At 38.4% G+C, this 13,718-nt stretch carries 12 protein-coding genes; 3 read left to right on the forward strand and 9 right to left on the reverse strand.

Annotated elements, in window-relative coordinates; genetic code table 11:
* The first annotated feature begins 250 nt into the window (after nt 1–250).
* On the forward strand, nt 251–1,723 hold the full coding sequence (locus ABSG49_RS06845; RefSeq protein WP_424025377.1) for a hypothetical protein: 1,473 nt from the start codon (nt 251–253) through the stop codon (nt 1,721–1,723).
* On the opposite strand, the gene ABSG49_RS06850 is transcribed toward ABSG49_RS06845, so the two are convergent.
* From ABSG49_RS06850 to ABSG49_RS06875, 6 genes are all read right to left on the reverse strand, one after another.
* A complete protein-coding gene (locus tag ABSG49_RS06850) occupies nt 1,681–2,337 on the reverse strand; it encodes an acyltransferase (RefSeq protein ID WP_424025378.1) in 657 nt (218 codons plus the stop codon). The two genes, ABSG49_RS06845 and ABSG49_RS06850, sit on opposite strands and share 43 nt — an antisense overlap.
* A gap of 109 nt (nt 2,338–2,446) precedes the next feature.
* Nucleotides 2,447–3,424: a glycosyltransferase gene (locus ABSG49_RS06855; protein WP_424025379.1), complete on the reverse strand. Its 978-nt coding sequence runs from the start codon at nt 3,422–3,424 to the stop codon at nt 2,447–2,449.
* An 89-nt stretch (nt 3,425–3,513) separates the two neighbouring features.
* Entirely contained in the window at nt 3,514–4,398 is an 885-nt protein-coding gene (locus tag ABSG49_RS06860; protein ID WP_424025380.1) for an alpha-1,2-fucosyltransferase, read from the reverse strand.
* Between the two features lie 71 nt (nt 4,399–4,469).
* Nucleotides 4,470–6,068: a glycosyltransferase family 39 protein gene (locus ABSG49_RS06865; protein WP_424025381.1), complete on the reverse strand. Its 1,599-nt coding sequence runs from the start codon at nt 6,066–6,068 to the stop codon at nt 4,470–4,472.
* A gap of 254 nt (nt 6,069–6,322) precedes the next feature.
* Nucleotides 6,323–6,853, reverse strand: coding sequence for an acyltransferase (locus ABSG49_RS06870; protein ID WP_424025382.1), 531 nt, complete (start codon nt 6,851–6,853; stop codon nt 6,323–6,325).
* A gap of 54 nt (nt 6,854–6,907) precedes the next feature.
* Nucleotides 6,908–7,855, reverse strand: coding sequence for a glycosyltransferase family 2 protein (locus ABSG49_RS06875; protein WP_424025383.1), 948 nt, complete (start codon nt 7,853–7,855; stop codon nt 6,908–6,910).
* A gap of 169 nt (nt 7,856–8,024) precedes the next feature.
* On the opposite strand from ABSG49_RS06875, the gene ABSG49_RS06880 reads away from it, so the two are divergent.
* On the forward strand, nt 8,025–9,164 hold the full coding sequence (locus tag ABSG49_RS06880) for a Kelch repeat-containing protein (protein WP_424025384.1): 1,140 nt from the start codon (nt 8,025–8,027) through the stop codon (nt 9,162–9,164).
* Here the strand turns inward: ABSG49_RS06880 and ABSG49_RS06885 are convergent.
* The 3 genes from ABSG49_RS06885 to ABSG49_RS06895 are packed head-to-tail and all read right to left on the reverse strand — an operon-like array spanning nt 9,108 to nt 12,302.
* On the reverse strand, nt 9,108–10,448 hold the full coding sequence (locus ABSG49_RS06885; RefSeq protein ID WP_424025385.1) for a glycosyltransferase: 1,341 nt from the start codon (nt 10,446–10,448) through the stop codon (nt 9,108–9,110). The genes ABSG49_RS06880 and ABSG49_RS06885 overlap by 57 nt on opposite strands.
* 14 nt (nt 10,449–10,462) lie before the next feature.
* The gene (locus tag ABSG49_RS06890) at nt 10,463–11,500 is read right to left on the reverse strand and encodes a polysaccharide deacetylase family protein (RefSeq protein WP_424025386.1); all 1,038 of its coding nucleotides are present in this window, start codon (nt 11,498–11,500) and stop codon (nt 10,463–10,465) included.
* 52 nt (nt 11,501–11,552) lie between these two features.
* Nucleotides 11,553–12,302 carry a class I SAM-dependent methyltransferase gene (locus ABSG49_RS06895; protein WP_424025387.1) on the reverse strand — a complete coding sequence of 250 codons (750 nt, stop codon included), beginning with the start codon at nt 12,300–12,302 and terminating at the stop codon, nt 11,553–11,555.
* Nucleotides 12,303–12,465: 163 nt separating this feature from the next.
* On the opposite strand from ABSG49_RS06895, the gene ABSG49_RS06900 reads away from it, so the two are divergent.
* A complete protein-coding gene (locus ABSG49_RS06900; protein WP_424025388.1) occupies nt 12,466–13,707 on the forward strand; it encodes a CgeB family protein in 1,242 nt (413 codons plus the stop codon).
* Nucleotides 13,708–13,718 lie beyond the last annotated feature (11 nt).

A 13,718-nucleotide genomic window follows, 5' to 3' on the forward strand; every position in this document is an offset into this window, starting at 1 on the left:
AATGTTCGGCTTTAACAGAAAACTGTTATCCTCGGTTTTTGTCCTTCTCTATTCACTTTCCATCATCGTACTGTACGGGAGTGACACCCGACCTTGGTATTATTTCGTCATAATTTCAATTCTGTACCTGATCATTTTTTTCCAGATCTTTTCATCGTCATTGAATTATATTGTCATCTTATCAGAGATCAGCCTGGTGTTACTGAATTTAATTTACGGGATAACCTTCAAGTATCAGCTCTTCTTCAGCATGACAGATACTCTGGATCATATCACATGGTCGAATTATATTTTTTTAACGGGACATATCCTGCCTGCAGACTACAATGCCCTCTATGCCAATTTTCCACTTTACCACATCCTCGTTGCAATGAGTTCCCATCTAACGAATCTCAATGTAAAAATGAGTTTGTTCTTTATCATGGGCCTGATTTTTGTCGGAACCATCTGGTTTGTGTATCTGTTCCTGTTCTTTACGATAAAAAATAAACAGATCTCGTTGCTAAGTTGTCTGGTCTATGCAAATTTTACCATCGTCGTGTTTTATGGAAGTTACATGATAACCCGTGCTCTGGCATTTGTCGGGTTTATCATCATGTTGTACTTGGTGTTCAAGATATCACAGGAAAAAAGATACCGTCGGCATTACATACTCCTGATAATTCCGGTTTTTGTTTTTCTGGTCACGGTCCATCCGGTTTCTCTGCCCCAGTTTCTCCTCATAATGGCAGTAATGCTTGCCTGTGTTTATCTCTTCTGCCAGGATCGGATCAATGATTTTTCCATTCTCGCGGTACTGGTAATCATTTTCATCGCATACTGGATGTATGTCTCTCTTGACCTGGCGAGTGCACTTACAGATGAACGGCTCCGTTCAATTACTGTTGAAGGAATCTTCAATGCCAAAGATCCCACATATGCCTTGATGACAAAAAAGGAAGGGATTGCCGAAATTGTTTACTACATCACGCATAATATTCAGATCGGGATCTTCATGTTGTTCGGGTTGTTCGGGCTTGGCTATGCCTTCTATCGGAAGAAACCAGTATTTGCCGTTATTTTTGCCGTCTTTTCAATTTGCATGATCCCCTTTTTTGTTCCGACACCTCTCAACAGCATTTACCTGATCGATCAGATTTTAGGATTTTACCGGTTCAGCCTATATATCGCACCGTTTATGGCCTTAATCATGGCTGCAGGGATATTATTTTTATTGCAGATCCGGATGAAAAACGAGAGGTCCCGATATATATTGTGGCTCGCAATCTTCTGCTTTTTTGCCGTTTTCTCTGTTTTATCTCTCACCAGCGTATCAGTTGCCGGCGATTCACAGGATTTATGGCCGAATTATTCTTCAACATATTTTAATAATGAAGACCTCCAGTCCTTCTCTTTCTTCGAGATAGCTCTCCAGAATGGCGATATGATCATTTCCGATTTTTTTGTTGATTCGTATCTCCGTACCGAAAATTATCCAGGATTGAACAAGATTGATTTAAAATATTTTCATCATATTTTGATTCCATCTCCAAATCAAATTGATCAGATCCCCGGGTATATCTTTTATCGAAAAGGGGAATTTTATCATAAAGGAGTTCTAAGCTTTGGTCAAATATATTTTATATTCAGCCCCGGAAATGCGCAATTAATTGAGTTTAAACTTAATTCACAAGAAAAGATCTATTCATCGGGATCGAATGAACTATTCCTTAAATCGTCCTGATATTTCTCTAAATCATTTCGTGAAAGTCTTTTTTCCGGGGGATATAATTCCTGCTCGTGGTGTAAAATTGTGTTAACATCCCAACGAAACTTGATTATCCTTGCCGGGACTCCTGCAATAATAGAATATGGAGGAGAATTATGAGTGACTACTGCTCCCGCTGCAACGATTGATCCTCTACCAATTTTAACTCCATTTAAAATGATCGCACGTGCTCCGACCCAAACATCATCCTCAATGATTACTCCGAGATCATTTTCAGGTTTTTTATCAGAATCCGTGACATCAACAATAAATTTACCAACATACGACGTATTATGGTTACCTCCTATAATGGTTACCTCTGGTCCAAATATTACATTATTTCCGATTTGAATTTTTGAAAGAGAAGCTATGAGTGTAGGCCTACTGCCAAGGGATACATTGTCGCCAACAAAAATATTGCTATAGTAATATTCACCATCAGGATCAAAAGAAAAATTTTTTCCGTGTCCTCCAAAGAAAGGACTGTATATTTTTTTTAATAAATAATTTCGTATTTGTCTGTAAAAAAAGTGAAATAAACCAAAATAAAAAAAAATACCCTTATTTTTATGATTCGCAAGTTGTTTCATTTGTTACGACCGGCTTATTTTCTTTCTTGAAAATTTATTAGCAATAAGGTTTTGCAAGACTCAAATATCAAATTTTGGAGATTTTTTTTGGTGGAAATCTGTTTTGTCTTCAGCTAATCAGTTCAGCTCCCTTATTTGAAATATATAGGTAAAGATTATAGGTCATTTTAATGAATCTTATCCCAAAAAAAGACCGGAAGTACCGGTAAGTGTTGGCAACATTTAATGGGGATATGCGAAATATTTGTTTATATTGCTCCCTTCCCTTTTTGAAATCGCCATTTCTTATGTACATATTTGCGAGAGAATCGTAATAATATACCATCTCTTTTTTGGTCAGATGCGGCATAAGATAACGAATCCCGTTATTTTTTATAATATCAATCGTCTTTTGATCTATTCTTCCGGTGTTTAATTTAACAGCGAACAAAAAATACAGAGCTGATTCTTCAGATTTTAAATGCCCAATGTTTTCATTATGCATGCGGAGTTTATAGAGCGGTTCGACCAAATTTCGCACCGGAAATTCTTTTGCAATGCGAAGCCATAACTCAAAATCCTGGACATACCTGAAATTTTCATTATAACCTCCAAGATTTCTGACGACGGATTTTTTAACAATAATTGATCCATGATTGAACTGATTTTCGTTGCAAAGTAAATCAAAACTAGGATTCTTACGAACGATTTGCATTCCAGTTTTTTTACCGTTCTCATCAATAAAATAATTACTTGTACCAAGAAGTGCAATTTCTGGGGTCCTCTCTAAAAATGCGATCTGTTTTTCGAACCTGTCAGGAAGGCTGATATCATCGGCATCCATCCTGGCAATATATTCTCCTTCTGCAAGTGCTATCCCCATATTCAGCGATTTGGTCAGTCCCAGATTTTTTTCATTATTTATTAATCTGATCCGGGGATCCGCATATTGTCTTAAAATCTCCGATGAACTATCCATTGAAGCATCATCAATGATCAGGAATTCAAAATCTGTATATGTCTGGCCGAGAATACTCTCAACTGCTTCCCGAAGATACTTCTCGCCGTTGAATACCGACATGAGAACAGTAATTTTTGGGCTAGGCATAACACCATCCGCTGGATAGATCTTATTAGCGAATATATTTCATTCCTTGTCAGCTGTTTTCTTTTAAAGGAATTGGTAGCAATATCTCATTAAATTGTAATAATCCAATCTGATGGCAATCGATCAGAGTAATTACAGAGTTTTGTATTATACCACCTGCTCGGTGCAACCACTAATTGCCCCGGCTTCTTGCCAAGCCATGCCCCCCACCAACTGAATGAACTATTGGCGATGATATGATGTCGGCAATGCATCATGAGACGCATATCCTCATAACTTTGTTTATCAATATTATGAGTGATATATGTCACCGGAGCATCCGGCATAATGTGATTATCAGTCCAATCAGTATCATCAGAGAATACGAAGATATGGGGATTCTTAATTTGTTTCATGATTATTTCGAGTGCCTTTCGATAATACTCTTCATCACAGACAAAATGAATCCTGCGTGTTTCCGGATTGGTAATGTAATCCCCCCTGCGTACGTGAACACTCACTGAATTACATTCTTGAATCTCATCTAGGATCTTTTGATTCCTTTCGGAAGGATTGGGTAAAATGATAAAATCTTGCCTGATGACATCACTGATACCTGCAAAATATTTTTCACTCTGCCAGTACCCTTCAAGATAGACATTATCGGGCAGGTCCAGCATTCCTCTATTGAAATTTACAGTTGGTTCCTTCACATACTGGAATATTGCTTTTCTGGTAAAAAAATTTCGGAATCCTATAAGAAATATTTCTTTTTGCGAAAATGGTACTTGTTTGAGTAAACCTGAAGAAGCAATATCCGCTTCTATATTGAATTTATCAAGTGCATATCGTCTAGGCGTAATATTAGGGGGGGGAGTCGTAAGGTGGGTTAGATCGAGATAGAGATCACTATGCCATTTTAGTGATAAAACTCGACCAAGGGCATACTGGAACATCTGGTTGCCAAGACCACCGATTAACCGGACAATTATCATAAATTTTCCTTAAATCAAATTTCATTTTAGATTTCTATTAATCATTGTTTATTTTTAGATGTCTAATCCTATTATACCGTTGTAAAGGAAGTTGATTCAAATACAATACCCCCGTCGTTTTCATATATTTTTTTATATTGTTTTGACTCTGTTAAATTATTAATAAAATCTTGATTTGATTGAGATTTACTGAAATAAATATCTGTGAAATGAATCGAGTATAGAGATGTGAGATTCGTCAAATCAACAATATTATTACATTCATTTAATTTACCGGTTAACTTTAGCATCAATTTGTATTTATTCGTCCATTCACTTCCAAAAACAGTATTCACTGTCGTTCTTTGCGTTAGAGCCGGAAACCAATCATTTAACCACCAAATTTGATCATCACTAATTACAATAAAAATACTTGACTTATTTGTATTATTCTCAATCCATTTCATTGCATCCAGATCATTTTTTTCAACATTAACATTTGATTTATTTAAGGCCCATTTCAATTGACCTGGTTCATTTAAGTTTATATAACTCATACCTAAAGCATGGAAACATATAACAATTATAAAAAAAATTACACAAATTCGACTCCAATAATCATTATTATGAGATACTGAATTTAAGCTCGGAATAATTACTTTAAATAAGCCAATAGTTACAAGCAATATTGCAAAAATTGGAATTATATACGTTATTTCTCCTGCAATAACGAAAAAAAAGAACAATACAGGTAATAAATATTCTTTTTTAACGAGACAATAAAAGAGACCGATTAGACAAAATGTGGCAATAAACGCTTCATAAAAATAATTGTCAAAAAATGCTAATTTTATTAAAAGTTCAAAAATATTCGTTCCTTGTCTGGAGAAAAAACCATTTAATAATGTGTTAAATCCATGATTTTTTATTACATTTAACCACCAAGGGACACTAATGAAAAATCCGATAATTGCAATTGAGAAAATTTTTTTTATTCCAACAAGATTCTTACCTTTAATAACTAATAATACAATTAGTGCTATGCTAAATGCATATGCCCCGCCAGGACTTAATAAAATTGTAATGCCAAATAATATTCCAGAAATAATTGTATATCTTAAATTATTTGTTGTAAATGATTTGTCTAGATAGATGAAGCCGATAAGAAAAATTAAAACCCCAAAACTTTCTACCAATCCTTCTCCAACAATTAAATCCGCAAACGCATATGATAAAATTGCATATAAAAAGGTACTAAATATAATCATATTTTTCTCGTGAAAAAAACGCTTTGTTAAAAAATAAAAAGCGATGACAGTGAGTGCGCTTATTATGATTGGAAAATATATATGAAGGGTTATGATCTTTATGTGGGTTATATATGAAAAACAGGCAATAATATAAAAACATAAAGGCGGATATGCAAAAGGAAGTCCATTTTCGGTATAAAATGGAATATACACGGGATATGAAAAATTATTTTCCAGAATAGTTTTTGAAAATTGATAATATAAACCTCCGCCATTTAATGGAACATCTAATGGAAATCCCATTGCAAAAAGAGTGGAAAATCTCAATAAGGATCCACATAGAATTATTGCGATAATAACAACGATTGTATGGTTTTCTATAAATTTCGAAATTTTATTTGTTACTTCGTTAATTTTAATAAAAATATTACTTATTGCCAAAAGACCACCTAATTCTATACTACTTGTGCAAACTATTTAAATGACTTTACTTTAAAAAAAATAAAGTATCAATTAAACCCCTAGTGTGATTCTCCGCATTTTAATCCTATTTGATTTGTTGCAATGATTTTACCTCCAGATACAATCAATAAGATATAGCAAACGTTTTTGTTCGATAATTCACCTTTTGATGCACAACACGGTTAAAAGGGGAGAAATTTGTTGGAGACTCTCACATCGATTTATTGTATCAATTATCGAGTCCCGATTTTTTTTGCCGGAACACCGCCCACAATAGTATAGGGTTCAACATCCTTATTCACAAAGCTATTCGCGGACACAACCGCCCCCTCACCGATTGTTATCCCATCTCCAATTGTACAATTTGCACCTATCCAGACATCATCTTTTATTATTATCGGGCCTTTTGTAAGATTTCCGGCAAATCTCATAGGGACTTCTTTTTGCTTGTAATCATGAATTCCCGATGCGATCATGCAGTGCGGTGCGATCATCACATTGTCCCCAATATAAACGCCACCACTACCTCCATAAATGACACAGAAGGGATTGATTTGGGTATTCTTTCCAATTACCACCGGATTACGATATGTTTTAATGATTACATAATCCTTGATTTCCGCGTTGGTTTTAACATCAATGAGATCTATTAATTCGAGCTGGGCAGTTTTATGAATAAATTTGTATGGGATAATTTTTGAGTTTTCTTCATATCTTTTTAATTTTAACCGGATACCATTGATGAGATTTCCAATCGCTCGCACACGTTTCACCTCCTTAAATTTCAAACGATTCTTTTTTGATAGTATCACTTGTTTTTATTTTCGGATATTTACATGCTTTTTAGTTTTATTGAATATACTTTTTATGACAGAAATTAATTTCCGTGGGAAGTATTTCTGGGCATGATATACGATATGGTGTCTTATATTCAAGAAATGCAACGATTTGAACTTTCTATATGTTTTGTCCGGATCAAAAAACTCTTTTTTTATATTATTTCCGGTATCCGCTTGTTCCGGATCATAAAAAATATTCTGCCATTTCTGTAAATAATGAGCCCAGTCCTCGTTCTGTTGTTGGATATTAGAATTCCGTACTGCGATATTTGCGTGAGAATAATGTTCAATATACGAATTTCCCGAATCTATAATTTTATAACCTTTCGACCATATTTTGAGACATAAATCACCGTCGGCAAAATAAAAATGAAAATTTTCATCAAGGTATCCGACTTCCTGAAGTGCTTTGTTCAGATACATTCCATGGTTTATTGTCATTTTTCCATCAAGGGTTAGCCCAACCCAATATAGTTCTTGATCAGGCCAGTTTCTCCAATAAAATGCTACACCACCGGTGTTACTTCCCTTTGTAAGTTCTTCCTCAAATAGGTTGTAACCATTTCGTATTGCACCCGGAACAACAAGACAGTCGTCACTAAGCATGCAGATATACTTATACTGAGCGCACTTAAAGCCCAGATTCATAAAATAGCCCCAAGATCTCCGCTGTATTTTTTTTCCTTGCCAGGCTCCATGATTATGCTGGATGATAGTGATGATGTCCTTCTGTTTCAACAACCATCCCAAGGTTCCGTCAGTTGAACCCCCGTCGATAACAATAATTTCGCAGGGAAATTTTAAGCTGGCAATCTCCTTCCTCACGCTGTCGATAGTCAACTGGAGGAATTTTTTGCGATTGTACGTCCCGAGAACAATAGATACTCCCTGATTAATCAAAGATTGAGAACCGGAATTACGCGTCATGAAGACTTACCTTTTAAGCCAGATAATTAAAAAATTAACGTTGTCATACATTAAGTAATCACTCTTTTTATCTCCGATGTAAAATTGGACAAATTATATGGTGAATGGTCATCTGGAAACAAAAGTAATTCAAATTCTTTATTAAACAAGAAAATATTTCGTTTATAAAATGAAAGGAGTGATGATGAAATACTCCTTTTTTCTCGTTTTATTGATTACTCTTCTCATGTCTGCTGGCTGTGTCAATGAATTAAAATCCAATAACCCGGCATGGACTGAGCTGAATTCAAGCGCCGGGTGGCCGGCAAGAGGCGGTCTCACCGGCGTCGTGGCTATGCCGGATGGCAGTATCGTACTGATGGGCGGTGAAAATAACGGCACTATCTCCCGTTTTCTTAATGACGTGTGGAGGTCGACCGATAATGGTGTTACCTGGACGCAACAAACCGCGAATGCGACATGGTCCGGAAGAGACAATTTTCCCGGAATCGTATCAACTGATGGGAGTATAATCGTAGCGGGCGGATATGCAATCGGTACAGGCGGTTATGCGAATGATACGTGGAGATCCACCGATAAAGGTGTAACATGGGTCCAGGTAAACACCAATTCCGGTTGGTCAGCACGATGGGGACATGGCGGCGTGGCGATGCCAGACGGCAGTATATTAATTATGGGAGGTGGGGTAGGGCCACACGGGTACCCAATTCCAAGTGATGTCTGGCGATCTACCGATAAGGGTGCAACATGGACAGAGATAAATTCAAGCCCCGGATGGTCGCCAAGACGAAACTTTGCTACTGCATTATTGCCCGATGGCAATATCGTGATAATGGGGGGTATGATAAATTCCAGCGATCAAGATTCAAACGAAACCTGGAAATCCACCGATAGAGGATTAACATGGACGTTAATAAATACAAGTTCGGGTTGGTTGCCAAGGCGCGCTCTATCTGATGCAGTATTGCCGGATGGAAGCATTTTCCTGATGGGAGGACGTTATACCTTAAAAAATATTTATCTTAATGATACGTGGAAATCCACCGATGAGGGAGCAACGTGGTCATTAGTGAATGTAAGTTCCGGATGGAACGAGAGATATTCTCAACATAGTATGGCAATGCCGGACGGGAGCATCATCCTCCTGGGGGGGATGAACGACGATACAAATTACCGCAATGACACATGGCGCCTCCAACCCATGGGGTTCTCCAGATTTCCCTTAAACTTCCAAAAAAATTCTATCGTAGTGTTATTTCCAGTTCGAAATTATCTCTTCGTACCAGCTCAAAAATCTTTTCACTTGTAAATCCAGGCTGAATTTTTCATTTACCTCTCTTATTGCCGCGTCTCCCATTTTCTTTCGAAGATCAGGATCCTCAAGTAATCGCCAGATTGCCCCGGCCATCGCTGATGCATCACCAAGTGGAGTGAGAAAACCGGTCTTCCCCTCATGTATTTGTTCCGGTATTCCCCCGACAGCAGTGGCTATTACCGGTATACCACAGGCTAACGCTTCCAATATAGTATTAGGGAATGTATCTGCCCTGGCCGCATGGATATAAAGGTCGGCAGCTTGGTAATATCTAGCAACCATCCTCATATCACTCTGGTGGGGGACAAAATGAATGATAGAATTACCCACCCGCTCATCCGGCGCGTTTTCTCCTAATGCAAGAAAAAGCAACTTTCCATCAGCCATTTTTTCAGAAACAAGCTTGATAGCCCGCCTCATCGTCGCGTAATCCTTCCAGATATTGGCGCGGATCCCGTTCGCCGCAAACAGGACGATATGCACATCTTCCGGCAGGCCAAGGGCAGCCCTGACCTTTGAGCGATCTGCGGGTTGGAATATAGAGAGATCAACACCGTTTGGGATAACCCGCATCTCAATAATGGCGGGGGCGAGCATGGATTGCTCTACCATGTCCATCAACCACTGGCTCGGCGTTGTTACGAAAACCCGGCTCCGGGAAAATATCTTCTTTTTACGCCGCCAGTTATATGCCGTGGCATCCCGATGGATACTATTGGGAATTGACAAATCCGGACATTTTCCACAACCTGTTTTCCATCGTTCGCAGTCAAATGAATGAGCACAGTGTCCGCTCAGGAGCCAGGCATCCCTCAGATTAATGATAATCGGTATCTGTGTACTCAATTCAGGAAGGACCCGGAGATCGAAATAATTACCGTGAAGGTTATGGCAATGGAGAATATCCGGGCGGTGAGGTGTCAGGTTCAGCAGGGAGCGACTACCGGGAAAGTCGAAATCTTCGCTGCCAAATGCGCTTCTGGCCAGTCTTTCGGGATGAACTGGAAAATTCTGGATCAGGCTGCGGAATTCTTCAACACCGGGTTGTTTCAGGTGCTGAGGCAGGAGGGCATTGCCGCTTTTCCACCAGAACCGGGACCAGGAACTGATCTTCTGGTTATTTGGAAGGACCAGCACATTCTCATCACTGCTGCGTTTCGTACCTACTGCGAGCCAGCTTTGGTGACCCAGCGTACGATATGCCTGGAACAATCTCCACGCACTTCCTTCGGCCCCACCACCACCCAAATCGCTTGTACTAACTTGAAGAATGTGCATACATTAACCGGGCATCATTTTAGAAATGCATACTTTAATTGTTTATAAAACGTTTTGTTATCCCAATCCCTTACCAGAGATCGTGGAAGTCCAAAAAGATCAGTTCTGTAACCAACGGTGCCAGGAACATTGTCACAGGCTATTCGAAAACCGGCAGCTTTAACATACCCGATTGTCCGTGCATCAACTGCATCAGAGCCGCCATAGGGATAGGCAAAGCTGGTAACCCGATGACCCAGAATTTTCTCAAGCTGCTCTCTGGAACCAGAAATTTCCTGTTGTTGCAATGAAGAAGATTGTTTTGCCAGCATTGGATGGGAGATAGTATGCGCTCCGATTTCAATCAAACCGCTTCTACTGATATTCCTGAGCTCTTCAGAATTCATTATTCTGCGTTCAGGACGGTATTTTTCTGTACAGTTCGCCCAGACAAATAACTGCGACAGGATATTCTGTCGTTCCTCCGGCTGCAATGATCGCATCAGCCGGTGGATTTCACGGTAACAACGTTGCCTGAGATTTGGATCAGAACCTGATTGTACATTCCATGTAGCCGGTCGTGGCGAAGGATCATCCAAGTTCCATCTAATCATTTTATCGTTCACCTGAATCTCAAGAGTTTTTAGGGGCGTATCCATGCCCAGTAAGATATGCTCAAGAACATCGGAAATCATTTCAGCGGGTTGATCTATAAAACCACTGGTAACAAATATGGTTGCAGGTATCCCAAACTTTTCAAGAAGAGGTGCGGCATTCCATAGATTATCTGCAAAACCATCGTCGAATGTGATGACTACCGAATTGCGGGGCAGATCTTTATTTTGTATTCCCTCTCCCAACTGTGCCAAACTGATGGGATGATAATATTCCTGAATGATTTTTAAATGCTGTTCAAAATGTGCAGGGGATGTACATATTAATTGTGGATCGGGCCGAAATTCATTGATCCGGTGATAAAGGAGAACCACTGCCCGCGGTTGAAAAATATTCCCCAACCGATTTTTTTGTTGACTGATTCGTTGGTAAAAAGATTGTATTATGGGTTTAATCATCGTTCATCTTTCCCGTAAGGCACATTGAAGAATCATGCGATAATTCTCTTCGTTATTTTCCACTATCCAGACTTGTCTCCGGTTTAATCGCTCTGACACTGATAATTATCTCATAGGCCGGATCGTGATAATCCAATTCCTTACCACTCAATTCTGAACTTGCCAACCCTTCAAGAAGAGATATTGCGGCGAGAACATTTCCCTGAATATCAATAGTAATATTTTCCTCAGGAAAAAATTCCGTGAAAAGATTGTTGACTGACCGTGAAGTGAACCGCCAGTACTCCCCCCAACGTTCCATATCGTATTTGCTGATCTGGCTGATCCCGGAGAATGTGGCAAGCATTATACCTCTTGGTTTAAGGATACGATAGCATTGTTTAAGGGCTGATCGCGGATCATAAATGAACTGGAATGTCTGCGTTATGACAATGCAATCAAAACTATCTGAGGAGATCTCACCTGACCTTGTCAGATCCGTTACAATCGTAGCTTGGGGATTGTCTGTGCTGACATGAAGAATATCTGATCGGGTTATATGCTCGCCATATTGGGAAGTATATCTGTTGTCCCCAATTTCAAGGACGCTACCGTGGATATCCGAAGCATTCCTATCAATAAAATTATCAATGTAATACCGGGCAATCGATTGGATCCCACGATCATACCCAAAAATCCGGCTCTTCGGATGAAGATTCCTGAATGATCCCCAGAACATGAGATGCATGACCCGGTTCCACCAGAGTCGGAATGCATTTGAGGATCGGATTCTTGGGACTTTCCCAAAATCTCTTTTTAACATTGCAGGTTCAATAATATTCTTCGAACATTAAAATAGATATTTACTTTCTTATAAGTCTGGAGACACAGGATATAGAAAATAAATGAAATACCTCTTGATTTTAATTTAAAATAGATTTATTACTTTTAACACATATTTATTCTATTACGAAGAGGATGATTCATTGGGATATAGATTTTTAAGATTTTCACCAGTTTATGCCGGTTATATTTATCAATTTCTATCAAAAATCCCCGATCATGAATCTCTATCGTACGAAGAACTTTATAAAAAATTTATCCAGACCCGGTATTCGACTTCTGATTTTTACGAGAGAAATCTTAAAGAACATGGAAATGAAGTACAACAATTCTATTCATCAGTTGAATTTTTTCAGAAAGCCTGGGCACGGGATAATAGTGTCAGTTTCAGGACAAATAACTGGTACAAGGATATTATTATTTCACAGGTTATTCAGTACCAACCAGACATAATATTTCTTAATGATATCTATAAAATAAACCGGGATGTAAGAAATGAAATCCGGGAAGCATACGATAAGAATGTAATTATTATCGGTTCACTGACGGCATATACAAACGATTTTGCTTCTTTCAACGATCTGGATCTTATGATTACCGGCGTCCCCAGTTTTTATGAAAATTTTACAAAAGCCGGTTGTAATGCATATTTCATGCCTTTTGCTTTTGAAAAAACTCTTTTAAATGAAATTACACGCCAAAAAACTCCCGATATTGATTTTGCTTTTATGGGATCATTAGGCAATGGCATTGATAATTTTTCATTACGATATGCGTTGATTGATGATCTGCTGAAAAATACACCCATTACTGTCTGGGGAGATATTGAAGATAAACGATTATCAGGATTTGATATGACCGCTCTGAATTACAGTTATAAAATCAATAAAATGATGAATTTTTTTAGGATATCAACAGACATAAGAAAAAAAATACCTTTCATCAGGCTAGCAGCAAATTGCGTACTGGACCCGAATTATCCGGCACTCAATACGATTTATCCGGACAGGATTCATCGGCCCATCTTCGGACTGGAGTACTATTCTGCGATGGCGAATTCCAAAATAGTATTGAATGTACATCATGGGGAAAACTCATCAAAATTTGCAGCAAATATGCGATTATTTGAGGCTACCGGTACTGGTACCTGTCTGATCACTGACTGGAAAGAAAATCTTTCTACCCTCTTTGAACCTGATACTGAAGTAGTGACCTATCGCGACGCTACGGAATGCATAAAAAAAGTGAAGTATCTCCTGGAAAATCCTGCTGAACGGGAAGCTATCGCAAAGGCTGGGCAGCAACGTACATTGAAAGATCATACATACGAGCTCAGAATGGCGGAAATTAACAAAGAAATTAATAAACTACTGTCAAAAAAATAATTACGTCCTAT

It is taken from the genome of Methanoregula sp. (genome assembly GCF_049510175.1).
Classification (GTDB): domain Archaea; phylum Halobacteriota; class Methanomicrobia; order Methanomicrobiales; family Methanospirillaceae; genus Methanoregula.

Excerpts from the sequence above, each read along its gene's own strand:
- ABSG49_RS06845 (WP_424025377.1), top strand. The coding sequence starts at position 251 with ATGACAGATACTCTGGATCATATCACATGGTCGAATTATATTTTTTTA.
- ABSG49_RS06850 (WP_424025378.1), bottom strand. The coding sequence starts at position 2,337 with ATGAAACAACTTGCGAATCATAAAAATAAGGGTATTTTTTTTTATTTT.
- ABSG49_RS06855 (WP_424025379.1), bottom strand. The coding sequence starts at position 3,424 with ATGCCTAGCCCAAAAATTACTGTTCTCATGTCGGTATTCAACGGCGAG.
- ABSG49_RS06860 (WP_424025380.1), bottom strand. The coding sequence starts at position 4,398 with ATGATAATTGTCCGGTTAATCGGTGGTCTTGGCAACCAGATGTTCCAG.
- ABSG49_RS06875 (WP_424025383.1), bottom strand. The coding sequence starts at position 7,855 with ATGACGCGTAATTCCGGTTCTCAATCTTTGATTAATCAGGGAGTATCT.
- ABSG49_RS06880 (WP_424025384.1), top strand. The coding sequence starts at position 8,025 with ATGAAAGGAGTGATGATGAAATACTCCTTTTTTCTCGTTTTATTGATT.
- ABSG49_RS06885 (WP_424025385.1), bottom strand. The coding sequence starts at position 10,448 with ATGCACATTCTTCAAGTTAGTACAAGCGATTTGGGTGGTGGTGGGGCC.
- ABSG49_RS06890 (WP_424025386.1), bottom strand. The coding sequence starts at position 11,500 with ATGATTAAACCCATAATACAATCTTTTTACCAACGAATCAGTCAACAA.
- ABSG49_RS06895 (WP_424025387.1), bottom strand. The coding sequence starts at position 12,302 with ATGTTAAAAAGAGATTTTGGGAAAGTCCCAAGAATCCGATCCTCAAAT.